The organism is Yersinia artesiana (genome assembly GCF_902726545.1).
Taxonomy (GTDB): Bacteria; Pseudomonadota; Gammaproteobacteria; order Enterobacterales; family Enterobacteriaceae; genus Yersinia; species Yersinia artesiana.
The window spans coordinates 1-26,010 of record NZ_CACVAD010000060.1 but is presented as its reverse complement, the minus strand read 5'-3'; the positions used below and the strand labels follow the sequence as shown (position 1 = coordinate 26,010).

The window sequence follows — 26,010 nt, the reverse complement described above, 5'->3', positions numbered from 1 at the left end:
CAAGGACACGGGGATTTTCAATCCCCTGCTCTACCGACTGAGCTATCCGGGCAACGGGGCGCATTAAACCGTATTGGGCGCTGATCGTCAACGAATTTATCGCGTAAAACCCCTAAAACCGTATTGATCGCTCTCTTTTCAGGCAAAAATGGGAAAAGCCCTGTAAATTACCCCGAAATTTTACCTGATACAGCCTTAACTCAGCGCACCGTTTTTTCGGCATTGAGCAACTTCCAATATATCTTCTGCCAGGCGTTTGGCGACTTCAACATCCTGCAATTGGCGCTTAACTAACAGTTTACTCAGGCAACCTTCCAAAATCAGTTCCATCTGCTGTGCGACCATGCCTGCATCGTCAGCATCCATCTGGTGCAACAGTTCCTGCGTATAATTTAGCGAGGCTTGTTTTTGCTGTTCTGCCAACTGGTGAATAGGGTGGTCGTCATTGGGATAGAAACTGCACGCCGCAATAAACAGGCAACCGGGATAGCGCTGGTTTTGTACTTGTTCACTGAGTGTTTGGTAGCGTGCCAGTAGTTTTTGTTTCGGCGATAATGTTTCATCTAGCTGCAATTGACGCCGCCAGGTGTCGATCTGTTGACCGTGGTAGCGCAGGCAATCATACAGTAGCGCCTCGCGATCGGGCCAAAATCGGGTCAGGTCACTGACCTCGGCAGAAACTTCTTCTGCCAGCATCTCCAGTGTGGTATTTGCCAGCCCTTTCTGTTCTAACAGATTGAGCGCGCTGCTTAAAACTTGTTCGCGTTGCACATTGCTCTCCTCTAACTGATTACTGGCAAGTATGGTTTTCCACTGCTTATCGTGCAAATAAATGCATTGGCACTTTCTGCCAGTGTCCTCTGTACCTTATCACTACTCCCGCTCGATTTTTCTAACTCTTTATTACTTAGTTGCCTGCCAAGCTATAACGGCAAGGTGACAGCATAGTTTTTGCTATCCCGCAGTCTGTGAAGCAAAGCGCATTTTCTGGCGTATCAGCTTGCCACTGAGTTACAGGGCTATACTAATAAACATCCCATTGTCTTGAGTGGCATGGAAAGCTCATGAGATTGAATCATTTATGAAAATAGTCATTGCTCCAGATTCTTATAAAGAAAGTTTATCCGCGCTGGAAGTTGCCATGCAAATTGAAGCGGGTTTTCGTACTCAGTTTCCCGAAGCAGAATATATCAAGCTGCCGGTTGCTGATGGCGGTGAAGGCACGGTCGAAGCTCTGGTTGCAGCCACGGCTGGCCGGATGATTAAGGTCAATGTGACCGGCCCGTTAGGGGGCGAAGTTGACGCCTTTTACGGAATATCCGGTGATGAAAAGTGTGCTTTTATTGAAATGGCTGCGGCCAGTGGACTCGAACTTGTTCCACCCCCCTTGCGTAATCCATTGAAAACCACCTCTTACGGTACTGGCGAACTGATTGGTAAGGCGCTTAATCAGGGCGTGAGACATATCATTATTGGTATTGGAGGGAGCGCGACCAATGATGGTGGCGCGGGGATGGTGCAGGCGCTGGGAGTCAAACTGCTGGATAAGCATGGGAAGCAGATTGGTTTTGGCGGCGGTAAGCTGGCTGAGCTGGATAGGATTGATATTTCAGGGCTTGATCCGCGCATCAAGACGTGCCGAATCGAGGTGGCTTGTGATGTCACCAACCCACTCACCGGCAGTGCAGGGGCTTCTGCTGTTTTTGGTCGGCAGAAAGGCGCGACCCCTGCGATGATTGCCCAACTGGATGAGGGGTTGCGGCATTACGGCGATGTGATTAAGCGCCATCTGGATATCGATGTTGATCAAGTTGAAGGTGCGGGGGCTGCCGGGGGGCTAGGTGCAGCGTTATTGGCCTTTTGCGGCGCAACCCTAAGCCCTGGGATTGATATCGTGACGGATGCACTGGGTTTGGATGCTTTAGTGCGAGATGCGACTTTTGTGATTACCGGTGAAGGGCGGATGGATAGCCAAACCATTCACGGCAAAGTGCCTGTTGGTGTAGCCAGAGTGGCTAAGCGTTATAACAAACCGGTGATTGGCATTGCCGGTAGCCTGGCCGACGATGTTGATGTGGTGTATGAAAATGGGCTGGATGCGGTTTTCAGTGTCATTGACACTATTTGCACTCTGGATCAGGCGTTGGATAATGCCGCAGACAATGTGTTCAGGACGGCGCGCAACATCGCTGCCACGTTAGCAATAGGTATGGCGGCGGAGAAAGCTGAAAATACGGCTGGATGAGCCGGACTATATGCTCATCCACTGAGGGGATATCAATCAGTTAGCGGCGAGTTCGAGAGGTTCTGTAGATGCTGCGAAAATCCAGTCGCATTCATAAAACCGGTCACTCTGGCAGCGGGGATTTCATTACCTTGCGCATCGAAAAACAGGATGGTCGGTAAACCCAGCACATTCAACGCTTTCAACAGTGCTGCATGTTCCGCACTATTGGCTGTCACATCGGCCTGAAGTAACACAGTATCTGCTAACTGGCGCTGAACCTGCTCATCACTAAAAGTGTATTTCTCAAACTCTTTACAGGCAACACACCAGTCGGCGTACAAATCTAACATCACCGGCTTACCCTTCGCTTGCGCTAACACCGCTTGTAACTGGGGTAAATCGGCCACTTGTTTAAACGCTAAATGTTTGATCTCACTCTGTTGTATGTGGCTGCCGAATGCCCAGTCTTGTAGCGGACGGGCGGCAATCAACAACGCGGCCAGCAGCAATAACTGGAAAGCTCGCGCCCAACCGGAGTGAGCTTTCAGACTTAATATAAATGCCCAGCCGAAGAAGGCGATGGCCAGTAAACTCCATAAACGTAAGCCCCAAACATCCCCTAAAACCCTTTCCAGCAAGAATACCGGCAGTGCCAGAATCACAAAGCCAAAAGCCTCTTTGACATACTGCATCCACGGGCCACTGCGCGGGAGTAACTTGTTGCCAAACAGCGTCACAATCACCAGCGGGATACCCATCCCTAAGGCATATAAATAGAGTGTTCCGCCGCCGGCCAACATATTACCGCTTTGGGCGATATAAAGCAGAATGGCGCTGAGCGGCGCTGTGGTGCACGGCGAACAAATGAGGCCCGCCAGTGCGCCCATGGCGAAAACACCGGCCAATGAACCGCCACGTTGGCTGCTGCTCCACTGTACCAGCCGAGTTTGCAGTGACGAGGGCAATTGCAGTGAATAGAGACCAAACATGGATAACGCCAGCAGTACAAACAGTGCCGATAACCCAATCAATACATAAGGATGCTGTAGCGCGGCTTGAAATTGTAAACCCGCCGCCGCAACCACCAGACCGAGTAGGGTGTAAGTTAGTGCCATCCCTTGCACATACACTATCGCCAACAGCAATATTCGCCGCTGACTGTGCGGTTTTTCACGCCCGAGAATAATGGCTGAAATCAGCGGATACATCGGCAATACACAAGGGGTAAAGGCGATGCCAATACCAATGAGCAGCGCCCATAAGGGGGAGAATGGTAGTTCAGCGGGCGTTGCAGGGGTGGTGGTTGGTGGCGCAGTCGTCGTGGCTGATCCAACTGCAACCGTGCTGAGCGGAACTACCCGTGTTTCAGGGGGATAACAGAAGCCAGCTTCGGCGCAGCCCTGATAAGTCACACTGACACTGGCTTGCTCACCGGCCTGGAGAATAGGAATTTTCAGTGTTAGCTGTTGCTTGAAGATCGACACTTCACCATAGAATTCATCATGATGCGCAATGCCTTCCGGCAGAGTAAGTGTGCCAAGAGTGGCATTTTGGGGCACGATTTTGATTTGCTGGCGATACAAATAATAGTCAGGATGAATCTGCCAACTCAGGGTGAGCTGGTCATCTTGTTGGCGAAAATCAAAGGCAAACGCTTGATCGACCGGAATAAACCGGCTCTGGCTGCTTTTTTGGCCAAAAGAGGTGTTATCGCCAAATAGCGAAGCCTGTGCGCTGTGCGGTGCGAGTAACATGCTGCACAGCAGCAGAATCAGAGTAATGAAGCGTTGAGCCATGACAAGTAATCTTTATCTCCGTCCCGTACCGGCAGCACCAGTAATTCCGGTGTTTGGTAGGGGTGATGTTGTTTGATATAGCTGAGAAGTGCCTGCTGATGACGGGTATTGCTCTTAAACAGAAGCTGGACTTCATACTCTTGCTGGAGCTTACCTTCCCAGTAGTAAATCGAGGTCGCACCAGGTAATAAGGTGGCGCAAGCGGCCAGCTTTTCCCCCAGAACCTGCGCGGCTAAATCCTGCGCGCTGGCTTCATCAGGGGCAGTGCACAATACCACAATTGCATCACAATTCATTGCATCACAATTATTCGCATCACAATCAGACATCTTAACCTCGTAGGTCGCGCGGCTTATATGACGAAGTGGGTACTATAACGCGAGCAGAGGCGGGGCAGAAGATGATTTATGTAACAGTAGGATAGATGCGATGGATCTCGCAAATGAGAATGGGGCGCATCGCACGCCCCATTTACAGATGATAGATTACAGAACCAGACCGCCCATCACGAAGCCGAAGCAAACGGCCAGTGCAACCCCGATGGTACCTGGGATAAAGAATGGATGGTTAAACACGAAGCGACCAATACGCGTGGTGCCGGTGTCATCCATTTGAACTGCGGCTACCAGTGTTGGGTAGGTTGGCAGAATGAACAGACCAGAAACCGCTGCGAAAGAAGCAATTGCCGCCAGTGGTGAAACGTTCAGTGCCATTGCCATTGGCATCAATGCCTTGGCAGTTGCCGCCTGAGAGTAAAGCAGTGCTGAACAGAAGAAGAAGATAACAGCCAGCAGCCATGAGTGAGCTTGAATCAAGCTACCCGCAGTTTCTTTAATCCAGTCCAGGTTGTGTTGTACAAAGGTATCGCCCAACCAGGCTACGCCGAGGATACAAATACAAGCACTCATACCGGCTTTAAAGGTGCTGGAGTTCAGGATTGAATCGGTATCAACCGAGCACACCATCGTCGTGATGGTCGCCACACTCAGCATGATGATCAGGATGGCGTTAGTGGTATTCATCAATGGTGTTGCCACCAGACCGACACTTGGGCTGTTGATGATGGCATACGCCACAACACACAATACACCTGCCAGGAACAGCAGCACGGAGGTTTTAGCGCGTGGTTTAATCACTTTTACTGTGTCACCACGCAGTGTGACCAAACCTTCTTCCAAACGCTTCTGATAGATTGGATCGTCAGACAGTTTGGAGTTAAAGCACCAGGAAACGATCAGCGACATCACAAATACCGCAAGCAGGGTGGATGGGATGACTATCATCAGTAAATGTAAGTAGCTGACGCCATGACCTTCCATGACGGAAGACATGTAGACCACTGCCGCAGAAATAGGTGAGGCGGTAATGGCGATTTGCGCGGAGACCACAGCGGTAGACAGTGGGCGGCAAGGTTTGATGCCTTGTTCTTTTGCCACTTCTGCAATCACCGGCAAGGCTGACAGAGAAATGTTGCCTGTCCCGGCAAAGATGGTCAGAAAATAAGTAACCAGCGGAGCAAGGATAGTGATGTGTTTTGGATTCTTACGCAGTAACTTTTCAGTTTGCTGCACCAGATAATCCATACCGCCGGCCACCTGCATCGCAGAGATAGCGGCAATAACGGCCATGATGATTGAAATAACATCGAATGGAATGCTACCGGGTTTGACACCAATGATCGCCAATACCAGAACCCCAATACCACCCGCAAAACCTATACCGATACCGCCTAACCTGGCCCCTAAAAAAATGGCCAGCAGAACGATGACTAATTCTACGGCTATCATAGTGTTTACTCCTTGATCCAAATGAAAAATTAAAGTTAAAAAGTTGTATTTGCCAGAAAGTAAAAAGGCACGCTGTCCAGAGGAGCATGCGTGCCTTATAGGGCTACCGGATGATTATTTTATTGTTCATTTTCATCGGTATAACGCTTCGCTTTATATGCTGGATGCATCAGGTTCTCAACAGAGAAAATGTCGTCCAGCTCGGCTTCAGTTAATAGGCCGCGTTCCAGAACCACTTCCCGTACATTTTTACCGGTTTCCGCACAAATCTTGCCCACGATGTCGCCATTATGGTGACCAATGAATGGGTTCAGATAGGTAACGATACCGATTGAGTTAAAGACGTAGCGCTCGCAGACTTCTTTGTTGGCTGTGATGCCATTGATGCATTTTTCCAACAGGTTGTAACACGCATTTGTCAGGATGTGGATGGACTCAAACATCGCCTGCCCAATCACTGGCTCCATGACGTTCAACTGGAGCTGACCTGCTTCGGCCGCCATAGTAATGCAAGTGTCGTTACCGATCACCTTAAAACAAACCTGGTTAACGACTTCAGGAATAACCGGGTTCACTTTGGCTGGCATGATAGAAGAACCGGCCTGCAATTCTGGCAGGTTGATTTCATTCAGACCGGTGCGTGGGCCAGAGGAGAGCAGACGCAAGTCATTACAGATTTTTGACATCTTCACGGCCAGACGTTTCAGTGCGCCGTGCACCATGACGTAAGCACCACAGTCAGAGGTCGCTTCAATCAAGTCTTCTGCTGGCACACATGGCAGGCCACTGATTTCAGACAATTTCTGTATCGCTAACTGTGAGTAGCCTTCAGGCGTGTTTAGCGCAGTACCGATAGCCGTTGCACCGAGGTTAACTTCCAGTAGCAACTCTGCGGTACGTTGCAGGTTTTTGGTTTCTTCTTTTAATAATATCGCAAAGGCTTTGAATTCCTGGCCCAGCGTCATAGGTACCGCATCCTGCAATTGGGTACGGCCCATTTTCAGGATTTTCTCGAATTCTTTGGATTTTCTTTCGAAGCCTTCTTTTAACTGATTGATGGCGTCAATGAGCTTCATGATGGAAGCATAAACCGCAATGCGGAAACCCGTCGGGTAGGCATCGTTGGTGGATTGGCACTTATTCAGATGGTCATTAGGGTTAAGGTATTGATACTCACCCTTTTGATGCCCCATCAGTTCCAAACCGATATTGGCCAGAACTTCGTTGGTATTCATGTTCAAAGAGGTACCGGCACCGCCTTGGAACACATCAACCGGGAACTGATCCATGCATTTCCCTTTATCCAGGACTTCATCACATGCCTGAATAATGATGTCAGCAATTTTACGTGGGATGGTATGCAACTCTTTATTTGCCATCGCCGCCGCTTTTTTGACCATAACCATGCCGCGTACAAACTCTGGCACATCACTGATTTTGCTGTTGCTGATATAGAAGTTTTCAATCGCACGCAGGGTATGAACACCGTAGTAAGCCTCTGCGGGGACTTCTCGTGTACCTAACAGGTCTTCTTCAATACGAATGTTATTTGACATGAGAACCTTCTCTAATGTGCTGTCTTGTTTTGTATTTGTTAACTAAATTATGCCGCCGTGGGCAATATGATGCCGCTATGAACCTTAAGAGCGGAAAGATTAACCATTCATCTTATTGCTGACAGGATCATATGCTGCTTAATGATAAAAAGCCTTGAACTAGGATCACTATATGGCCGGAATTAATTGAGATGATCTGATATCTGTGATTTCTCTCACAGTTGCGCTAATCAGTAATAAAAGTATCCCCCTAACTTGAAAAGCGATCCAACCACCACCATTTTATGATAGTCGACCCTCGTTGAAGGGGGCTGCTGACGCTGAAATCCGCTAATAAGGGAAAAAAACAGTGTCAGCGCCAGCCGGGTCAAGGTTTTCATGGTATCTGTCAGGCAGGTTTACCCTGATGAGAGGTACTGAATGATTAGAATAAGGAGAATGCGGTGCGTTGGTTACCGTTAGCGCTGATATTTTTATTGGCATATATAGAAATATCTATATTTATCAAGGTTGCCGCTGTATTGGGTGTGCTGGTTACCCTGTTGCTGGTGATCTTCAGTTCCTGTGTGGGGATATCTCTGGTGCGTAACCAAGGGATAAAAACCTTTATGCAGATGCAGCAAAAACTGGCTGCGGGTGAAAGCCCTGCGGCTGAAATGGTGAAAAGTGTGTCACTGGTCTTAGCCGGTTTCTTACTGCTGATCCCTGGCTTCTTCACCGACTTCCTCGGTTTGCTACTGCTATTACCACCGATTCAAAAATCGTTGACGTTAAAGTTGATGCCACATTTGAATATTTATCGTGGCGGTTTTAGTGCAGGCGGTTTTAATCACGATAATTCTGGCCCTATGGGCGGCGGAAATACCTTTGATGGCGAGTTTCAGCGCAAAGCAGATGATCACTTCATCGTAGAGCATCGTCCGGATGAGGATGATAAATCGACAGATAATCGTTTTAAAGATGATAAGTAAATCGCGTTTTTTCTAATTGATTGTTTATTAATTATAAATTCATAAAGTAAATCATAATGCTTTCTTGAATGGGGTAACGCAGGGATGGCAAAAATGAGCCATCGGTGGGCAAGAAAAAACTGAAATTTTTTTTGCCCTCTCCCTTGAAGGGATGTGAAGTCGCCCCCATTAAGATAGCCACGGTATCGGTTGTGAAGGCAGACCGATATTAATCCTAAATCTGATACGGACCTTCTCATAGGAGAGCTATCAATGAAAATTCGTCCATTGCATGACCGCGTTATCGTCAAGCGCAAAGAAGTTGAATCCAAATCTGCTGGCGGCATCGTTCTGACTGGCACTGCGGCGGGTAAATCTACCCGTGGTGAAGTTCTGGCCGTCGGCAATGGTCGCATCCTGGATAACGGTGAGATCAAGCCGCTGGATGTGAAAGTTGGCGACATCGTTATTTTCAACGATGGTTATGGCGTGAAGTCAGAGAAGATCGACCATGAAGAAGTGTTGATCATGTCCGAAAGCGACATTCTGGCAATTGTTGAAGCGTAATTCACGCTCTCTAATCTTCTGAACTGAACGAACGAGTTAAGGGAAATCATACCAATGGCAGCTAAAGACGTAAAATTCGGTAACGACGCTCGCATCAAAATGCTACGCGGCGTAAACATTCTTGCTGATGCAGTAAAAGTGACCCTGGGCCCGAAAGGCCGTAACGTAGTTCTGGACAAGTCTTTCGGCTCTCCAACTATCACCAAAGATGGTGTTTCAGTTGCGCGTGAGATCGAACTGGAAGATAAGTTCGAGAACATGGGTGCACAGATGGTTAAAGAAGTTGCCTCTAAAGCGAATGACGCTGCGGGTGACGGTACCACTACTGCAACTGTATTGGCGCAATCCATTATCACTGAAGGCCTGAAAGCAGTTGCGGCCGGCATGAACCCAATGGACCTGAAACGCGGTATCGACAAAGCAGTTGTCGCTGCGGTTGAAGAGCTGAAAAAACTGTCTGTACCTTGCTCCGATTCTAAAGCGATTGCTCAGGTAGGGACCATCTCTGCAAACTCAGACTCAACTGTGGGTGAGCTGATTGCACAAGCGATGGAAAAAGTCGGTAAAGAAGGCGTTATCACCGTTGAAGAAGGTTCAGGCCTACAAGACGAGCTGGACGTTGTAGAAGGTATGCAGTTCGACCGCGGCTACCTGTCTCCTTACTTCATCAATAAACCAGAAACTGGTTCTATTGAACTTGAAAGCCCATTCATCCTGCTGGCTGACAAGAAAATCTCTAACATCCGCGAAATGCTGCCAGTTCTGGAAGCTGTAGCGAAAGCCGGTAAACCACTGCTGATCATTGCAGAAGACGTTGAAGGCGAAGCTCTGGCGACTCTGGTGGTTAACACCATGCGCGGTATTGTTAAAGTTGCCGCTGTTAAAGCACCTGGTTTCGGCGACCGTCGTAAAGCCATGCTGCAAGACATCGCTACCCTGACTGCGGGTACCGTTATTTCTGAAGAGATCGGTCTGGAACTGGAAAAAACCACTCTGGAAGATCTGGGTCAGGCGAAACGTGTTGTTATCAATAAAGACACCACTATCATCATCGATGGCGTAGGCGACGAAGCTGCGATTCAGGGCCGTGTTGCTCAGATCCGTCAGCAAATTGAAGATGCAACTTCTGACTACGACAAAGAAAAACTGCAAGAGCGTGTCGCTAAACTGGCTGGCGGCGTTGCCGTTATCAAAGTTGGCGCCGCAACTGAAGTTGAAATGAAAGAGAAAAAAGCGCGCGTTGAAGATGCTCTGCACGCAACTCGTGCTGCGGTAGAAGAAGGCGTGGTTGCTGGTGGTGGTGTTGCTCTGATTCGTGCTGCATCTGCTATCACGGCTGCTGGCCTGAAAGGCGACAACGAAGACCAGAACGTCGGTATTAAAGTTGCTCTGCGCGCGATGGAATCTCCACTGCGTCAGATCGTGGTTAACGCCGGTGAAGAAGCCTCTGTTATCGCGAACAACGTTAAAGCGGGCGAAGGTAGCTACGGTTACAACGCTTACAGCGAAGAATACGGCGACATGATCGCGATGGGTATCCTGGATCCAACTAAAGTGACTCGTTCTGCTTTGCAGTACGCAGCCTCTATTGCTGGCCTGATGATCACCACCGAGTGCATGATCACTGACCTGCCACGTGATGACAAAGGTGCTGATATGGGCGCTGGCGGCATGGGTGGTATGGGCGGCATGGGCGGCATGATGTAAACGCCCCAAGCCTATAGCTTTTCATTGATTGCTGATTAAGCTATAAACCTAAAGCGAGTGGGGAGACCTGCTCGCTTTTTTTATCTATAAACTCCTGAACCTGTCATCACTCCGCCGCTATTCCGTCTTATACTCAGTCTTTTCTGATTCAAATTTCGTAACTAAACGAGCTAAAAGCGCTTTTATTTCATTCAGTGTGATGATTGCAGGACTTTTTTTCGTTCTGACAGTAATTTAATGTGTAAACTGTTAATCATTAACCATCAGGCTCGACATCGGGTATTTGGATAATTTCGGCAGCGGATGCCTAAGCGGCAGCGGTGCTTTCTGGTAATCTTTAGCGTGATTCTCAACTTCTAATGGGGAAAAAAATGCGGATTAAAGTGTTACTTGGTCTTTCAGCAGCGCTGTTGCTGGCAGGCTGTAGCTCCACTAACCAATTGAGTTCGGCGGGCGAGCAAGTGAAGTTCTCCGATACCAAACCGGGTAGTGAATGTCAGTTGATTGGGCAGGTGACAGGTACTCAGAGCAATTGGATCTCAAGTGGTGAAAGCAGCTCTATGCGTGGTGCAGCAAATGACCTACGCAATAAAGCGGCAGCAATGGGTGGCAATGTTATCTATGGCGCAACCAGCCCGAGTGAAACCTTCTTATCCAGCTTTGCACCGCTCGATAGCAAAATGGTCGGCGAAGTTTACAAGTGCCCTTGATATCTGAAGCACGCAGGTAAATGAATCGGGGATGCTATAGCATCCCTTTTATACCCGTCATCTTTCAAATTACAGATGTGTTGGCTGCACTCAATCACCCGAATCACTTACTTGAGTAAGCTCATCGGGATTCTTTCATTTGCCGCCTTCCTGTACCTTGAAATCTATAGGGTATATACCAATGGTCATCTTTCAAATTACAGATGTGTTGGCTGCACTCGTTATTATTCATCCTGCATCAATCGGAGATCCAGTGGCGTTTTGCTAGGCTGCCCCCCGATCTCTCGTGCCAGACGTGGTACCAAATAACCTGATACGCGGCTGAGTAACCCTTTCATTAACTGCCGGGCTTCATCATCATCGACCATAAAATGAGCCGCACCTTGTACTTTATCCAGCACATGGATGTAGTAGGGCAGGATACCGGCATCAAACAAGGCGTTACTTAATGTCGCCAAGACCTCATCATCATCATTGACCCCACGTAGCAACACGCTCTGGTTCAGTAGCGTCACACCCGCCCGCTTGAGCTGTGCCATACTGCCTCGTAATGAGGCGTCAATTTCATTGGCGTGGTTGATATGTGTCACCATCAGTACCTGTAATCGTGAATCACTCAGGCGCTGACATAGCTCTGCGGTAATACGTGCGGGGATAACAACCGGTAAGCGAGTATGAATCCGCAGCCGTTTGATGTGAGAGATACTTTCAATCTCATCCAATAACCAGCTCAGTTCGCTATCTTTTGCCATTAATGGATCGCCGCCCGAAAAAATGATTTCGTCCAGTTCAGGGTGTTGGCGAACATAGTCCAGCGCCTGACGCCAATTGGCTTTGTTGCCTTGGTTATCCTGATAAGGGAAATGGCGGCGGAAACAATAGCGGCAATTAACGGCGCAGCCGCCCTTGACCAGCAATAGCGCGCGGTTGCGGTATTTGTGCAATAAGCCGGGGACAACACTGCGCTGCTCATCAAGCGGATCATTGGTAAAACCGGGAGCGGCAATAAACTCTTCGCGCGCGGTGAGCACTTGAAGCAGTAAAGGATCTGATGGGTTTCCCGGTTGCATACGCGCAACGAATGCGCGGGGCACTCTTAAGGGAAATAAACGGCGCGCAGCAGTACCTTGTTGCAGGTTAGGGTGTTCATTTAACAGCAGAATTCTTAGCAATTCGTCCGGATCAGTAATTACATCGGCGAGTTGTTGCAACCAATCTTCTCTAATTGGCATGTTTCGGGTTACAATACTTGCCATTTTTTAGGCTTACTACCAGTTTCTTGAGGACCATCATGGCCAGTTATTATAGCAACGATTTTCGTCCCGGTCTTAAAATCATGTTCGAGGGCGAGCCTTATGCAGTCGAGTCCAGCGAGTTCGTAAAACCAGGCAAAGGCCAGGCTTTTGCTCGTGTTAAAATGCGCCGTCTGCTGACTGGCGGGCGCGTTGAAAAGACCTTCAAATCAACAGATTCTCTGGAAGGCGCTGACGTTAACGACCTGAACCTGACTTACCTGTACAACGACGGTGAGTTCTGGCACTTCATGAATAACGAGACTTACGAACAACTGCAAGCTGATGCGAAAGCCATTGGTGACAATGCTAAGTGGTTGATTGACCAAGCTGAATGTATCGTAACTCTGTGGAATGGTCAGCCGATTTCTGTGACCCCACCAAACTTTATTGAGCTCGAAATCGTTGACACAGACCCAGGTCTGAAAGGTGATACGGCTGGTACGGGTGGTAAGCCTGCTACGCTGAGCACCGGTGCAGTGGTTAAAGTGCCACTATTCGTACAGGTTGGCGAAGTTATCAAAGTTGATACACGCTCTGGCGAATACGTTTCTCGCGTTAAGTAAACCACAGCCACTAAGCTGTGATAAAAGTTGCGTTGAGAATGAAAGAAAACCGCTTAATCGGCGGTTTTCTGCTATCTGGGGTGAGTCATTTTTGACAGCAATTTAAGTCAGAAAAAGTGCAATGCTATTTTTTGACTATCCTTATAGGGCGTATAGGTAATTTCATACCATAAGGATTTTCTATAATGTTGAAGAAAAGCATCGCCATTATTTTCTCATTGCTAGTTATCTCTTCATTGAGCGCCTGCAATACGACTAAAGGTGTGGGTAAAGATGTTCAAAGCGCGGGTAGCGCTATTGAACGCAGTGCTGAATAGACCGCAAGTTGTATGGTTATCGGCGACAATTGTCGCCGGCTTTGCTTTTGACTGAGCATGATATTGCTGCGTATTATTGAGCGTGATAATGTATCGCTCTTATCTAACGGCTGCCTGGGACGACCCGGCACGCATCTGTTTTTTTCGGGGACGACCCCACCTAAGCGAGGGGGTTACCATGGCTTGGATTATTCTGGTTATTGCTGGTTTATTAGAAGTTATTTGGGCTATCGGCTTGAAATATTCCCATGGTTTTACGCGTCTGACACCCAGTATTGTTACGTTGGTGGCTATGGCAGCCAGTGTCTTCTTATTGGCGTACGCCATGAAAACACTCCCAGCAGGCACGGCCTATGCGGTCTGGACCGGTATTGGCGCAGTGGGAACCGCTATCCTGGGCATTATGCTACTGGGTGAATCGGCCAGTTTGGCGCGCGTATTAAGTCTGGGGCTTATTTTAGCCGGAATTATCGGGCTGAAGCTGGCGTCATAAATTATAGGGGAGGGATCTCCCCTTGTTTAACCCATATCAACTCCTCCACCGGGAAGCCATAATGCTGCGCGACTGCCACCAAACGATCGCGGGTTTGGTTATCAATTGTTGGTGTGCGGGATAAAATCCACAGATATTCCCGGTTAGGGCCAGCAATCAAAGCATGTTGATATTCATCATCTAAATCAATGACATTATAGCCGCCATAAAATGGGCCAAAGAAAGAGACTTTCAGTGAGGCTTGGTGCGGAGAACCAATAAAATAAGCTTTGCCGATACTCTCCTGCCATTGCTGTTTCTTCGCGTTATAACCCCGATTAATAACTTTTACACCGCCATCATCACGGGGTGAGTAATTAGCAGTGACATTATCTAATCCGCGCTCAAAGGAATGGTCCAGCCGGGCAATTTCATACCAGGTGCCGAGATAGCGAGGTAATTGGAAGTTATCGACGACTTTTACGTTTTTTGGCGGCGTGACACCACATGCGACAGAAAGCAACGTTGCTGCTATTACGGATAATTTTGACCACAGACGCATCGGTATTCCTTAGTATTTTTACTATTAGCTTGTAATTGAGAATAGCTATCATCTATGAAAGAGGCAAATGGATGAATCTGAGTTATTGGCGGAATAGGGTATTGGCGGGATAAGTTGTTGGCGGTACAACAAAAAACGGCCCGGCATAAGCACGGGCCGTTGATAGCGCATGGACAATTACAGTGTCAGAACACCGATGATAGCGACCACACTCAGAATGGCAGCCAGGCCATAGAACACCCATTTCCCAGCAGGAACGTGGATTTTCAAATCATGCATGGCATGGTGGATGCGGTGTAAACCACACCACAGCGGCAGAATAATCATCAGCAGCAGGAATACCCGGCCAATGAAACTCTGACAAAATGCCAGCACGCGCTCGTAGCTTAATGCTTCTCCTGGGAAGGCACCCAGTGGCAGCAAAATGGCAACCAACAGAATAACCGCCGGTGCAATAATGGCACTCCACATGCCGCCAGCACCGAACAGACCCCAGAAGATAGGTTCATCGGAGCGCTTAGGGACTTGATTCATCTTGTTCTCCTCCGGGTTAGAGTAAGGCAACGGCCAGAATAATCGCGGTAGCCACGATAGTCACAACCCACAGCGCCTTGATAACTGGCTCTGGACCCATTTTTTCGTCTTTAACGATAATATTGGCGGCCTTTGGTGCCAGTTCAAACCAGGTTTTGGTATGTAACACAGCGGCCAATAACGTAATGATATTGATCAGTAGCACCAGTGGGTTTTGCAGGAACCCAACAAAGCCTTCCCATCCTTCCGGGCCACTTTTCAGTGCGAACACTCCGTAAATCAACAGAATACTGAACCAGACTGTGGGCACGGAGGTGCCTTCACGCAACATATAAAAGCGATAAAAACCGAGCTGTTGCCACCAGTTCGGGGCCATGGTACGGACGTAAGCTTTACGTTTAGTAGTCATTACTGTTTCCCCTCCCTTATTGTGGTTTCAGCATGGCGATCATGAAGTCTTTCGCACTCTCAACCTTGCCTTGCTGGATAGCAGCCGCAGGGTCAACATGCTTAGGACAAACTTCAGAACAGTAGCCAACAAAGGTACAACTCCAGACACCATTTTTGCCGTTAAGCTGTGGCATACGCTCTTTCTTACCGTGATCACGGTTATCCAGATTGTAACGGTGAGCCAGAGTGATGGCTGCCGGGCCAATAAACTCAGGATTCAGACCAAACTGTGGACAGGCGGCATAGCACAGGCCACAGTTAATACAGCCAGAGAACTGGTGGTATTTCGCCATTTGGGCCGGAGTCTGCTTATTCGGGCCGTCTTTAGGTTTACGCTCATTGCCAATGATATAAGGTTTGATGGCCTCCAGACTCTCAATAAAGTGAGTCATATCAACCACTAAATCGCGTTCGATTGGGAAGTTACCCAGCGCCTCAATCTTCATCCCACCGGTATATTCGCGCAGGAAAGTCTTACAGGCGAGTTTTGGCACTTTGTTGACCATCATGCCGCACGAGCCACAAATGGCCATCCGGCAAGACCAGCGATAAGACAGATCTGGTGCCAGGTTATCTTTGATATACCCCAACGCATCCAGCAGAGAGGTCTGCTCATCGTATGGCACTTCAAAGGTTTCGAAGTGAGGTTCGCTATCACGTTCCGGGTTATAGCGCATGACTTCCATTTTCAGGAGTTTCATATCAGTCATTCGCCTGCTCCTTATCCTTTAAATCTTTTGCATCTTTGGCGTCTTTGGCATCTTGGGCGGTAGCTTCACCACCATAAACGCGTTTTGCCGGGGCCAGCTTGGTAATTTTTACGTCGCTGTATTCAAGGCGTGGTGCGCCGCCTGGGGTATGGAAGGCCAGCGTGTGTTTGAGGAAGTTCACATCATCACGCTCGGTGCAGCCTTCATCCAGACGTTGGTGCGCCCCGCGGGATTCTCTACGATTCAGTGCCGAGTGGGCCATACATTCGGCCACATCTAAACCATAACCCAACTCGATGGTATAGAGCAGGTCGGTATTGAAAACACTGGAGTTATCGGTGATTTTCACGCGTTTGAAGCGCTCTTTCAGCTCAGCCAGTTTATCCACGGTCTTCTGCATCAGTTCCGGTGTGCGGTAAATGCCACAACCTTCTTCCATGGATAAGCCCATTTCGTCGCGGATTTTAGACCAGTTTTCAGTCCCTTCCTGTTTCATCAGGTTGCTCAGGCGAGTTTCCACATCACGGGTTTGCGCATCCAACGCGCTGCCATTGGCCGGGGTGCTTTCCATGGCGCGCGCGGCGGCTTGTTCGCCAGCAAGACGGCCAAAGACCACCAGTTCCGCCAGAGAGTTGGAACCCAGACGGTTTGCGCCGTGCAGACCCACAGAAGAACATTCGCCAACAGCGAACAGCCCTTTGATTCGGGTTTCACACTGCTGGTTGGTTTCGATGCCGCCCATGGTGTAATGCGCGGTTGGGCGCACAGGGATTGGCTCTTTAACCGGATCAACACCGACATAAGCTTTTGCCAATTCACAGATGAATGGCAGGCGCTCAAGCAGTTTTTTCTCGCCCAAATGGCGTAAGTCCAGATAGACCACATCACCACGCGGTGTGGCGATAGTGCGGCCGGCACGCCATTCATGCCAGAAAGCTTGCGATACTTTATCGCGCGGGCCTAATTCCATGTATTTGTTCTTTGGCTCGCCAAGTGGGGTTTCTGGCCCCATGCCGTAATCCTGCAAATAACGGTAGCCGTCTTTGTTGACCAGAATACCGCCCTCGCCACGACATCCTTCGGTCATCAAGATGCCTGAACCCGGTAAACCGGTGGGGTGATATTGCACAAATTCCATGTCACGCAGTGGCACGCCGTGGTGGAAGGCCATCCCCATACCATCACCGGTAACAATACCGCCGTTGGTGTTATAACGATAAACACGACCTGCGCCGCCAGTGGCCATGACCACAGCATTGGCGCGGATTTGCACCCGAGTGCCTTCCATCATGTTCATGGCAACAACACCACGAGCCTGACCATCATCAACCAGAATATCCAGCACAAAGTGCTCATCAAAACGTTGAATTTGTGGATATTTTAACGAGGTTTGGAATAGGGTGTGTAGCATGTGGAAGCCGGTTTTATCCGCAGCAAACCAGGTTCGTTCAATTTTCATTCCGCCGAAACGACGGACGTTAACAGAACCATCTGGCTTACGGCTCCATGGGCAGCCCCAAATTTCCAACTGGGCCATTTCTTCCGGGCAGCTATGGACAAAGTGGTCCACAACATCTTGTTCACATAACCAGTCGCCACCGGCTACGGTATCGTGGAAATGGTAGTCAAAGGTATCGTGGTCCTGTGTGACGGCAGCTGATCCCCCTTCGGCAGCCACAGTGTGACTACGCATTGGGTATACTTTCGAGATCAGAGCAATCTTCAGCTGAGGGTTGGCTTCCGCTGCGGCTATTGCTGCACGTAAACCAGCTCCCCCGGCCCCGATAATGGCAAGATCGGCGTTAAAGGTTTGCACTGCGCTTCTCCATTGTTCAAGTGAAATACCCGTCATACTTCAAGCTACATGTGCGTTGGCTGCTTTCATTCACCCGAATCATTGACTGACGTCAACTCATCGGGATTCACTCAATTGCCGCCTTCCTGTAACTCGAATTATTTTGGGTATATATAATTAAAATCTATATATATTTTTTAAAATTATTATCCAGCTAGCTTATTAGTCAGCGACCAGAATGATGATATTAAGAATAGCTATTTCTTACTTTTTGTATGGAAATAATTATACCTAATGCTAAATGATAGAAATTTGATGTGATCGATTGTTTTGTTTTATTTGAACCGTCTCAATGGCATTACTAGCAAAAACGTGATCCCAAACAGGATATGCTGGGCAAAAGTCTTTTTCACAGAGGGAAATGCTGAATTCGTGGTGAGAATCGGCCAGATGAGTGACAGATTTGTCTGAGTGAGTAGATGCGAGTAGACTGCACCCCCTGTTTGATTTCGGAGTTAACCACCATGAGCGAAACGGCAAGCTGGCAGCCGAGTGCACCCATCGCCAATTTGTTGAAGCGCGCAGCAATAATGGCAGAGATCCGGCGTTTTTTTGCCGATCGTGGCGTATTGGAAGTTGAAACGCCCACCATGAGCCAAGCGACAGTGACGGACATTCATTTAGTCCCATTCCAAACCCGGTTTGTTGGCCCGGGCGCTGCCGATGGTTTGACGCTGTACATGATGACCAGTCCGGAATATCACATGAAGCGCCTGCTAGCGGCGGGTAGCGGTTCTATCTATCAATTGGGGCGCAGTTTCCGCAATGAAGAAGCTGGCCGCCATCACAATCCTGAATTCACTATGCTGGAATGGTATCGCCCGCATTATGATATGTATCGTCTGATGGATGAGGTGGATGATCTGTTACAGCAAATTCTGGATTGCGATAGCTCAGAAAGGCTTTCTTATCAGCAGGCATTCTTGCGTCATTTGGATATAGACCCTCTGTCGGCGGATAAAGCGCAATTGCGCGAAGCCGCAGCCAAACTGGATTTAAGCAATATTGCCGATACAGAAGAAGATCGAGATACGCTGCTGCAATTGCTGTTCACCGTTGGGGTTGAGCCTCACATTGGCCGTGATAAACCGGCTTTTGTGTATCACTTCCCGGCATCGCAGGCTTCTCTTGCGGTGATCAGCACGGAAGATCACCGCGTGGCAGAACGCTTTGAGGTTTACTTTAAAGGTATTGAGCTGGCGAATGGTTTCCATGAGCTGACTGATGGCGATGAGCAACTGAAACGTTTTGAGCAAGATAATCGCAGTCGTGAAAAACGCGGTTTGCCACAACATCCCATCGACATGAATCTGATTGATGCCCTGAAACACGGTTTGCCGGATTGTTCTGGCGTGGCATTAGGGGTTGATCGTTTGGTGATGTTGGCGCTCGGGGCGGAAAAGCTGAGTGATGTGATTGCCTTCCCGGTCAATATCGCTTAATTCCCCTTCGTTCCTGGCACCGCAGCAGTGTTAAAAGAAATGCCCTGACCTTTCACAGATCAGGGCATTTTTGTTTCTGACTCACTCAGTTAACTTACAAACTACCCGGTGTACGCGTTCGATTTGACGAAACCACACGCCCACGTCCCAGTGTTTCCAAACGGGCCTGGAAAGGTGGGAACGGCAGAGTAATACCGTGCTCGCGATAACCGGCCAGAATCAGCTGGTGGATCTCATGGCGCAGTGGCATACGGTGGCCCATTTCAGCGGCATAGATACGCAGCTCAAAAATCTGAATCCCTTGCTGGAGATCGACCAAATAGACCTCCGGTGGCGGGTTATCCAATACCAAGGTACAGCGGCGCGCGGCGGTCAGTAATACTTCCGTCACTTCCTCACTGCTGGTTTCTGCTGGAGCCGGTACAGTCAGCACTACACGGGTAATGGAGTCCGACAGTGACCAGTTAATAAATTGCTCGGTAATAAAGGCCTTATTCGGCACGATGATTTCTTTGCGGTCCCAGTCAGAGATAGTCGTCGCGCGGGTATTGATTTTGGTTACGCTACCGGTGAGATCACGGATGGTCACGGTATCGCCGATACGGATCGGTTTCTCAAACAAGATGATCAAGCCGGAGACGAAGTTGGCAAAAATCTCTTGCAAACCAAAGCCTAACCCCAAACCCAGTGCGGCAACCAGCCATTGGAATTTCGCCCATTCAATCCCTAACATTGAGAAGCCAAGTAAGCTACCGAACAGGATCAACAGATACTTGGTGATAGTCGAAATGGCATAGCCCGTTCCCGGCGTGAGATCCAAATGCTGTAACAGCGCCAGTTCCAGCAGCGCAGGGAGGTTACGCACCAGTTGGGTGGTCACAATCATCACCAGAATAGCGATCAATAGTGATCCCATGGTGATCGCCTGTACCGACTCAATACCATTGATCGTCGATGACACATCCCACAGCCGAATGTTTTCCAGGAAACCGAAAGCCGAATGAATCTCAGACCACAGCACGATCACTGAAACCAACGCGATCATGGTCAGAATGGATCGCACTAGCCGCAGAGACTGGGCGCTGATCACATCCAGATCAATTACCGGCTCTTCTACATCAATGGAACCTTCGGTGCTGTTATTGTGCGGCGTATCATCCTCGCCACGGGCGCGTTGCGCCAGAATATCGGCACGTCGCTGCTTGGCACGATCAAAGGCAATACGGCGGCGCTGAATCAACATCCAGCGGCGGATAATATGGTAAACCACCAACAAGAAGAACCAGATAGCAACCGAGGTCTCCAGACGTGCCAACAGTGCCTGTGATGTAGTGAGATAACCCAGCGCAGACGCTAATGCGGCAATCAATGGTGCAGACAGCAGCAGCCCCCACAGCGCCACATTAACGATATTCTCGCCAGAACCTTTCTTATCCAGATAGAGAGGAATCCCGGCCCGCTTCAAACTGTTGGTCACCAAACTCAAGGCGATACACAGCAAAATAAAGCATAACCGGCCCAGTGTGCCGGCGAATTCGCGGTCGTTATAATTCTCGAAGGTAATCAATGCCATCATCAGCGGGATAATTAACCACACTGACATACGATAGAAGCGCATTGCCCGCCCGACTTGGGTCGGAGACCAGCGGAAATGGGTAATAAACAGGCCATGTGGGTGGGCAAATGAAGCACTTATCATAAATACCCACAGTACCGGCACGGTCGCGGTGACGGCATTCCCAATGGCAATTGCCATCGGATACGACCAGGCATTTTGCAATCCATAACCGACCGCGGCCCATAAAACCGGTAGCGGCAGTGCCACCAAAATCGACCAGAACACGGTACGTAGCGTCAGGGAGAAATGGTCTTGTGTCACTTTACCTACACGGCTGCTGGCGCGTTCAAGGAAGGCATGATAGTGGCGGCGAGAGCTGATACTGAAACCAACAAACAGTAGCGCACCAATAATTGGTAGCAATGTCTCCTGGCTGGTCATCATCATCACGAAGGCCCCACTCAACTGCGCCAGCGTATCCAGCGACAATAAGCGGGTAAGGTCATGAGCGACATTCACTGGATAGGAGAGTGATATCGGGCTGACATCCGCGACCCAAAACAGGTAACGGTGGGTGGCCTCACGCACTTCACTTAAGGCATCTACTAACTGGCTGTTAGCCACTTTCAGCTTGGTCAATTCAAGAATCTGAGTGTCATAGCCGGAGAGCAGAGAGTTCAATAATTCACGCTGCGTACGCCACTGGGCGTCCAGAATCCGCTGCTGTTCGGTGGTGAGCGGCGTACCATCATCTTGAGTTAATTTGACATTTTGCTGCTGTAACTTCTCCAGCATGTCCTCGTATTGCAGGCGCTGTACCCGTAACTGGGCCATATCGCGGTCCAATTGCTGAGATTTTGGCACATCCGGTAACCTGGCAACCTGTGCGCGTAGTGCTTCACCTAATGCGGTTGAAACCCCTAACCACTGGGCTTGCTCACGAATGGTGCTAAGTGCCTGCCGGACTTGCTGGGTCTGTGAGACGGCCTGACGCTGCTGCGAGGAAATAAGATCGATGCGCTGCGCTTGCTGATTCAGTGCTTGAGACAACTCACGGTTTATCTGTAACTGCTGAGTAATTGACGCCGGTAAATCGCCACCTTGCTCGGCCAGTAGCTCCGTTCGCTCAAGTGCTTGTTCTGCGGCCTGTTGGCGCTGATTATTCAGAGTATTACGCAATGCCTGAAGCTGGGTATCAACCCGCTCCTGACGCTTTTTGTAGAGTTCGGCCCGTAGCCGTGATAATTCCTGGCGATTATTGGCGGAAAGCTGGGAAAGCTCCAGCTCATTGACTTTCGCTTTGCGCGCCAGTGCCTCAGCTTGCAATAGCGCCAACTGAGCTTGCGCGGCTGGCGTGGTTGGGCCGCTTTGCGCCTGCAAGCGCGAGCTGATTTCTGTCAGAATTCGTCGCGCTTCTGATTGCTGTTGTGGCAGTTGATTGAGTGACTCACTGATTTCGCGGGCGCGATCTTGTTCTTGCTGTGACAGACGACTCAGCTCTAACAACTGACTGCTGATTTGCAGCACTTGCTGCTCCAGCTCGGACGTGGACATATTGTTAGGCACCGGCAGGGGTTTATCCCCTTCCTGCGCTAACTGTTGGCGTAGTTCGCGGGTCAGCTTGGGAAAGTCATCAATGGCTTTTTGATACTGCTGAGCGCGGATATCAGATTCTTTCGCATCCGCCAGCCAACTAAGAGCCCCTTGCAGTGCTTGCACAATTTCTGCCTGATTCGCCATCTCTTTATTGGCTTCAGCCTGTTTCAACTCTTGTCTGAGCTGTTCTTCATTCGGCTGAGTTGCCGCATGCAGCGGCAGAGATAACAACATGATAAACGACAGTAGCAGGCCAAAAGGCAGTAATTTGCTTAAAGGCCAGGAAATCATTGGACGCAAGTAAAGGCTCCTTAACATCAATTATGTCTCAAGCCGAAGGCTAGCACGGCGGAGTAACAGGGACGGCTTCGGCAAGGACTTCACCCATGCGGGTCACCGAACCGCTGTTTAACTGTGGCGCTAAATACACTTTGCCTTCAGCAAACAGGTTAATCACCGTAGAGCCTAATTTAAAGCGGCCCATTTCTTGCCCTTTCTCCAGTGTTATCGCACCTTCCGCCCCTGCTTGTGGGTAAGTCCAGCGGCGAATAACACCTTCCCGTGGTGGCGTAATAGTGCCAGCCCAGACGGTTTCTATGCTGCCAACGATAGTCGCACCCACTAAAATTTGGGCCATCGGGCCAAAGGCGGTATCAAAGATACAAATGACGCGCTCATTACGGGCGAACAGGTTGGGAACATTAGCTGCGGTCAATGGATTGACTGAGAATAAATCACCCGGAACATAAATCATTTCACGCAACACACCATCACACGGCATATGTACCCGATGGTAGTCGCGCGGCGCCAGATAGGTAGTAACAAACTGACCATTCTGGAACTCGGCTGCGAGCATATAGTTACCTGCCAGCAAAGCTTCCACACTGTAGTCGTGGCCTTTTGCCTGCAAGATTTGCCCATCATGAATGGTACCTAACTGACTGATAGCACCATCAGCAGGTTGAGCTAATAGATTTTCTTCGGCGACAACTGGGCGCACACCTGCGCGTAGCGGGCGCACAAAGAATTCGTTAAATGTGCGATAAGCAGAGAATTCAGGATCTTGTGCTTCTTTCATATCGACTTTGTAGTAGCGGGCAAACGCCTTGATAACCAGTTGTGTCAACCAGCCAGCCTGCTTATCCGCACCCCAGCCAGCCAAGCGGGTCAGGCCTTGTTTTGGGAGTAAATATTGTAATCTGATCTTGATACTGTCCAGCACGTAGACCTCTTGGGTTTGCTATGAGCTATAAAAGTTAGGGGGCGCATTGTATCTGTCTGCGCCACAGTTAAGTATAGAATTTGAAAACCGTTATAAAGACATCACTTTTCGTCGCTATCTGATGTCTTGCGGGGTTTTACCTGTTCCATACTTTCCAGAATCCGATGGTAATTATCAAAGCGCTCTTCGGCAATTTTGCCTTGCTCTACCGCTTCGCGCAGCGCACAACCGGGATCGTTGGTGTGACTACAATCGCGGAATTTGCAGTGGCCAAGATAATCACGGAATTCGACAAATCCTTGGGTGATTTGTTCCGGAGCCAGATGCCAGAGGCCGAATTCACGAACGCCCGGTGAATCAATGACATCACCACCATGCTGGAAATGATACAAACGAGCGGCGGTGGTGGTGTGTTGGCCCAAACCTGAGTTATCCGAAACGGTATTCACCAGAATTTCGTTATCCGTTGGTGGTAACAGCGCATTGAGCAGGCTGGATTTACCGACACCAGACTGACCGGCAAAGATGCTGATCCGCCCGGCCAGCGCCTGTTCAAAGGCTTCCATCCCTTCACGGGTCTGGCTGGACACTTCCAATACGTTGTAGCCAATACGACGGTAGATATCCATCATGCCGTCAACGAATTTGCGGCCATCGGCATCCAGTAAATCGATTTTATTCAGTACGATTAACGGCTCGACATCCAATGTTTCACAGGCCACCAGATAGCGGTCGATAATATTGAGCGAAAGTTCGGGTAAGATCGCCGAAACGATAACGATCTGATCAATATTCGCGGCGATCGGTTTCACGCCGTCATAGAGATCAGGGCGTGTCAGAACCGATGTCCGCTCATGAACGGCTTCGACAATACCTTTAACCCGCACGCCTTCCTGCGCTTGCAGGCCGGGACGCCAGACCACGCGGTCACCGGTAACCAGTGACTTGATGGTGCGACGGATATTACAACGGTGCTGAACACCATCGGCGGCTTCGACATCAGCATGCTGACCGAAGCGACTGATTACGATACCTTCTTGCGCATCGCCAAGCTGAGAGTCATCTAACTCAGGTTTTCTATCAGTGCGTAGCCGACGCTGATGGTTAGCCTGCACACGGCGTTGTTGACCTTTGGACAGTTTATTCTTACTCACTGCGCCTCACTTGAATCTGCATTTATACTCTTCATATTTGAAGCCTCAGAATGGTTAACTGCGACCCCACTTACGTTGGGTATGTCGCTGGTTGCGACCAAAAAGGCTATGATACACATTATTTTATCAATTAACCGTTTGTTCGGTAGTCTCCCCAGCTAACAGGCAGGAAATATCATGGCAGAAAATCAAAATAATCTGATCTGGATCGATCTGGAAATGACCGGTCTTGATCCTGAAAGGGATCGGATCATCGAGATCGCGACGCTGGTCACCGATGCTAATTTGAATATCCTGGCAGAAGGCCCAGTGCTGGCTGTCCATCAGTCTGATGAGCAGCTTGGGCTAATGGATGAGTGGAATGTGCGCACTCATACAGGCAGTGGTTTGGTCGAGCGGGTCAAAGCCAGCCCTTTTAGTGATCACGATGCTGAATTGCAAACTATTGAATTTCTAAAACAGTGGGTTCCGGCAGGCACTTCGCCTATTTGTGGTAACAGTGTGGGTCAAGACCGCCGTTTCCTGTTCCGCTATATGCCTGAGCTTGAAGCATACTTCCATTATCGCTATTTGGATGTGAGCACTTTGAAAGAACTGGCACGCCGCTGGAAACCTGAGATTTTGGCCGGTTTTAAAAAGCAAAATACTCATCAGGCACTGGATGATATTCGCGAGTCCGTGGCTGAGTTGGCCTACTACCGCGAACATTTTATTCAAAAATAATTAACCGGTGCTGGTAAAAACAGCATATTGTTGTTTTAATCGGCACTTAAATCAAAAAATGATTTTTTTGCTTTCAGGGGCTTGCGGCAAAACGGATTTCTCGTATAATGCGCACCCCGTACCGATGAAGAATTTGCAAGCAAGCGCAAACAGATTTAGTACCGGAAAGTATGACCCAGAGCGGGAATAGCTCAGTTGGTAGAGCACGACCTTGCCAAGGTCGGGGTCGCGAGTTCGAGTCTCGTTTCCCGCTCCAA

General features: G+C 49.3%; 24 protein-coding genes and 1 tRNA gene. 11 read left to right on the top strand and 14 right to left on the bottom strand.

The genetic code is table 11. From position 1 onward, the window contains the following. Nucleotides 1-195 precede the first annotated feature (195 nt). A complete protein-coding gene (locus HU019_RS17450) occupies nt 196-771 on the bottom strand; it encodes a transcriptional regulator (protein WP_174849534.1) in 576 nt (191 codons plus the stop codon). A gap of 310 nt (nt 772-1,081) precedes the next feature. Between HU019_RS17450 and HU019_RS17445 the strand changes: the two genes are divergently transcribed. Next, a complete protein-coding gene (locus HU019_RS17445; RefSeq protein ID WP_174849535.1) occupies nt 1,082-2,245 on the top strand; it encodes a glycerate kinase in 1,164 nt (387 codons plus the stop codon). 32 nt (nt 2,246-2,277) lie between these two features. On the opposite strand, the gene HU019_RS17440 is transcribed toward HU019_RS17445, so the two are convergent. The 4 genes from HU019_RS17440 to aspA form a co-directional block, all read right to left on the bottom strand. Beyond that, the gene (locus HU019_RS17440; RefSeq protein ID WP_174849536.1) at nt 2,278-4,023 is read right to left on the bottom strand and encodes a protein-disulfide reductase DsbD; all 1,746 of its coding nucleotides are present in this window, start codon (nt 4,021-4,023) and stop codon (nt 2,278-2,280) included. Next, nucleotides 3,999-4,352, bottom strand: coding sequence for a divalent cation tolerance protein CutA (gene cutA / locus HU019_RS17435; RefSeq protein ID WP_174849537.1), 354 nt, complete (start codon nt 4,350-4,352; stop codon nt 3,999-4,001). Before cutA ends, HU019_RS17440 begins: the two co-directional genes overlap by 25 nt. Before the next feature lie 156 nt (nt 4,353-4,508). Next, entirely contained in the window at nt 4,509-5,810 is a 1,302-nt protein-coding gene (locus HU019_RS17430) for an anaerobic C4-dicarboxylate transporter (protein WP_050075630.1), read from the bottom strand. 119 nt (nt 5,811-5,929) lie between these two features. Beyond that, nucleotides 5,930-7,366, bottom strand: a complete 1,437-nt coding sequence (gene aspA, locus HU019_RS17425; RefSeq protein WP_050075631.1) for an aspartate ammonia-lyase — start codon at nt 7,364-7,366, stop codon at nt 5,930-5,932. 443 nt (nt 7,367-7,809) lie between these two features. Between aspA and HU019_RS17420 the strand changes: the two genes are divergently transcribed. From HU019_RS17420 to HU019_RS17405, 4 genes are all read left to right on the top strand, one after another. After that, complete coding sequence (locus HU019_RS17420; RefSeq protein WP_174849538.1) at nt 7,810-8,337, top strand: FxsA family protein; 528 nt, start codon at nt 7,810-7,812, stop codon at nt 8,335-8,337. A 252-nt stretch (nt 8,338-8,589) separates the two neighbouring features. Continuing rightward, nucleotides 8,590-8,883, top strand: coding sequence for a co-chaperone GroES (locus HU019_RS17415; protein ID WP_004391824.1), 294 nt, complete (start codon nt 8,590-8,592; stop codon nt 8,881-8,883). A 54-nt stretch (nt 8,884-8,937) separates the two neighbouring features. Continuing rightward, a complete protein-coding gene (gene groL, locus HU019_RS17410) occupies nt 8,938-10,590 on the top strand; it encodes a chaperonin GroEL (protein WP_174849539.1) in 1,653 nt (550 codons plus the stop codon). A gap of 371 nt (nt 10,591-10,961) precedes the next feature. Next, nucleotides 10,962-11,300 carry a DUF4156 domain-containing protein gene (locus HU019_RS17405; protein ID WP_087795341.1) on the top strand — a complete coding sequence of 113 codons (339 nt, stop codon included), beginning with the start codon at nt 10,962-10,964 and terminating at the stop codon, nt 11,298-11,300. A 224-nt stretch (nt 11,301-11,524) separates the two neighbouring features. On the opposite strand, the gene epmB is transcribed toward HU019_RS17405, so the two are convergent. Beyond that, entirely contained in the window at nt 11,525-12,556 is a 1,032-nt protein-coding gene (epmB, locus tag HU019_RS17400) for an EF-P beta-lysylation protein EpmB (RefSeq protein WP_174849540.1), read from the bottom strand. A 35-nt stretch (nt 12,557-12,591) separates the two neighbouring features. On the opposite strand from epmB, the gene efp reads away from it, so the two are divergent. The 3 genes from efp to sugE all read left to right on the top strand — a co-directional run bounded on the left by efp (nt 12,592) and on the right by sugE (nt 13,968). Next, nucleotides 12,592-13,158, top strand: a complete 567-nt coding sequence (gene efp / locus HU019_RS17395; RefSeq protein ID WP_005156473.1) for an elongation factor P — start codon at nt 12,592-12,594, stop codon at nt 13,156-13,158. 185 nt (nt 13,159-13,343) lie between these two features. After that, nucleotides 13,344-13,475: an entericidin A/B family lipoprotein gene (locus HU019_RS17390; protein ID WP_004392446.1), complete on the top strand. Its 132-nt coding sequence runs from the start codon at nt 13,344-13,346 to the stop codon at nt 13,473-13,475. A gap of 178 nt (nt 13,476-13,653) precedes the next feature. Then, complete coding sequence (gene sugE / locus HU019_RS17385) at nt 13,654-13,968, top strand: quaternary ammonium compound efflux SMR transporter SugE (protein ID WP_174849541.1); 315 nt, start codon at nt 13,654-13,656, stop codon at nt 13,966-13,968. Nucleotide 13,969: 1 nt separating this feature from the next. On the opposite strand, the gene blc is transcribed toward sugE, so the two are convergent. From blc to frdA, 5 genes are all read right to left on the bottom strand, one after another. Next, entirely contained in the window at nt 13,970-14,509 is a 540-nt protein-coding gene (gene blc / locus HU019_RS17380; protein ID WP_174849542.1) for an outer membrane lipoprotein Blc, read from the bottom strand. Between the two features lie 177 nt (nt 14,510-14,686). After that, nucleotides 14,687-15,043 (bottom strand): fumarate reductase subunit FrdD, encoded by a 357-nt coding sequence (frdD, locus tag HU019_RS17375; RefSeq protein WP_050075637.1) that lies wholly within the window; start codon nt 15,041-15,043, stop codon nt 14,687-14,689. A 16-nt stretch (nt 15,044-15,059) separates the two neighbouring features. After that, nucleotides 15,060-15,452: a fumarate reductase subunit FrdC gene (gene frdC, locus HU019_RS17370; protein ID WP_174849543.1), complete on the bottom strand. Its 393-nt coding sequence runs from the start codon at nt 15,450-15,452 to the stop codon at nt 15,060-15,062. 16 nt (nt 15,453-15,468) lie between these two features. Then, nucleotides 15,469-16,203 (bottom strand): succinate dehydrogenase/fumarate reductase iron-sulfur subunit, encoded by a 735-nt coding sequence (locus tag HU019_RS17365; RefSeq protein ID WP_174849544.1) that lies wholly within the window; start codon nt 16,201-16,203, stop codon nt 15,469-15,471. After that, nucleotides 16,196-18,019: a fumarate reductase (quinol) flavoprotein subunit gene (frdA, locus tag HU019_RS17360; RefSeq protein ID WP_174849545.1), complete on the bottom strand. Its 1,824-nt coding sequence runs from the start codon at nt 18,017-18,019 to the stop codon at nt 16,196-16,198. Before frdA ends, HU019_RS17365 begins: the two co-directional genes overlap by 8 nt. A 503-nt stretch (nt 18,020-18,522) precedes the next feature. On the opposite strand from frdA, the gene epmA reads away from it, so the two are divergent. Continuing rightward, complete coding sequence (gene epmA, locus HU019_RS17355; RefSeq protein ID WP_174849546.1) at nt 18,523-19,500, top strand: elongation factor P--(R)-beta-lysine ligase; 978 nt, start codon at nt 18,523-18,525, stop codon at nt 19,498-19,500. A gap of 94 nt (nt 19,501-19,594) precedes the next feature. Here epmA and mscM read toward each other — a convergent pair whose 3' ends face one another. The 3 genes from mscM to rsgA form a co-directional block, all read right to left on the bottom strand. Beyond that, nucleotides 19,595-22,954 carry a miniconductance mechanosensitive channel MscM gene (gene mscM / locus HU019_RS17350; RefSeq protein ID WP_174849547.1) on the bottom strand — a complete coding sequence of 1,120 codons (3,360 nt, stop codon included), beginning with the start codon at nt 22,952-22,954 and terminating at the stop codon, nt 19,595-19,597. A gap of 40 nt (nt 22,955-22,994) precedes the next feature. Continuing rightward, on the bottom strand, nt 22,995-23,876 hold the full coding sequence (gene asd, locus HU019_RS17345) for an archaetidylserine decarboxylase (RefSeq protein ID WP_174849548.1): 882 nt from the start codon (nt 23,874-23,876) through the stop codon (nt 22,995-22,997). A gap of 101 nt (nt 23,877-23,977) precedes the next feature. Then, complete coding sequence (gene rsgA / locus HU019_RS17340) at nt 23,978-25,030, bottom strand: small ribosomal subunit biogenesis GTPase RsgA (RefSeq protein ID WP_174849549.1); 1,053 nt, start codon at nt 25,028-25,030, stop codon at nt 23,978-23,980. Between the two features lie 177 nt (nt 25,031-25,207). On the opposite strand from rsgA, the gene orn reads away from it, so the two are divergent. Both orn and HU019_RS17330 read left to right on the top strand, forming a co-directional pair. Beyond that, complete coding sequence (gene orn, locus HU019_RS17335; RefSeq protein ID WP_174849550.1) at nt 25,208-25,753, top strand: oligoribonuclease; 546 nt, start codon at nt 25,208-25,210, stop codon at nt 25,751-25,753. A gap of 180 nt (nt 25,754-25,933) precedes the next feature. Continuing rightward, nucleotides 25,934-26,009, top strand: a tRNA-Gly gene (locus HU019_RS17330). Nucleotide 26,010: the final 1 nt, after the last annotated feature.

Excerpts from the sequence above, each read along its gene's own strand:
- sugE (WP_174849541.1), top strand. The coding sequence starts at position 13,654 with ATGGCTTGGATTATTCTGGTTATTGCTGGTTTATTAGAAGTTATTTGG.
- HU019_RS17390 (WP_004392446.1), top strand. The coding sequence starts at position 13,344 with ATGTTGAAGAAAAGCATCGCCATTATTTTCTCATTGCTAGTTATCTCT.
- HU019_RS17415 (WP_004391824.1), top strand. The coding sequence starts at position 8,590 with ATGAAAATTCGTCCATTGCATGACCGCGTTATCGTCAAGCGCAAAGAA.
- HU019_RS17405 (WP_087795341.1), top strand. The coding sequence starts at position 10,962 with ATGCGGATTAAAGTGTTACTTGGTCTTTCAGCAGCGCTGTTGCTGGCA.
- frdD (WP_050075637.1), bottom strand. The coding sequence starts at position 15,043 with ATGAATCAAGTCCCTAAGCGCTCCGATGAACCTATCTTCTGGGGTCTG.
- epmB (WP_174849540.1), bottom strand. The coding sequence starts at position 12,556 with ATGGCAAGTATTGTAACCCGAAACATGCCAATTAGAGAAGATTGGTTG.
- cutA (WP_174849537.1), bottom strand. The coding sequence starts at position 4,352 with ATGTCTGATTGTGATGCGAATAATTGTGATGCAATGAATTGTGATGCA.
- orn (WP_174849550.1), top strand. The coding sequence starts at position 25,208 with ATGGCAGAAAATCAAAATAATCTGATCTGGATCGATCTGGAAATGACC.
- HU019_RS17365 (WP_174849544.1), bottom strand. The coding sequence starts at position 16,203 with ATGACTGATATGAAACTCCTGAAAATGGAAGTCATGCGCTATAACCCG.
- HU019_RS17440 (WP_174849536.1), bottom strand. The coding sequence starts at position 4,023 with ATGGCTCAACGCTTCATTACTCTGATTCTGCTGCTGTGCAGCATGTTA.
- groL (WP_174849539.1), top strand. The coding sequence starts at position 8,938 with ATGGCAGCTAAAGACGTAAAATTCGGTAACGACGCTCGCATCAAAATG.
- HU019_RS17430 (WP_050075630.1), bottom strand. The coding sequence starts at position 5,810 with ATGATAGCCGTAGAATTAGTCATCGTTCTGCTGGCCATTTTTTTAGGG.
- blc (WP_174849542.1), bottom strand. The coding sequence starts at position 14,509 with ATGCGTCTGTGGTCAAAATTATCCGTAATAGCAGCAACGTTGCTTTCT.
- efp (WP_005156473.1), top strand. The coding sequence starts at position 12,592 with ATGGCCAGTTATTATAGCAACGATTTTCGTCCCGGTCTTAAAATCATG.
- epmA (WP_174849546.1), top strand. The coding sequence starts at position 18,523 with ATGAGCGAAACGGCAAGCTGGCAGCCGAGTGCACCCATCGCCAATTTG.
- frdC (WP_174849543.1), bottom strand. The coding sequence starts at position 15,452 with ATGACTACTAAACGTAAAGCTTACGTCCGTACCATGGCCCCGAACTGG.
- aspA (WP_050075631.1), bottom strand. The coding sequence starts at position 7,366 with ATGTCAAATAACATTCGTATTGAAGAAGACCTGTTAGGTACACGAGAA.
- HU019_RS17445 (WP_174849535.1), top strand. The coding sequence starts at position 1,082 with ATGAAAATAGTCATTGCTCCAGATTCTTATAAAGAAAGTTTATCCGCG.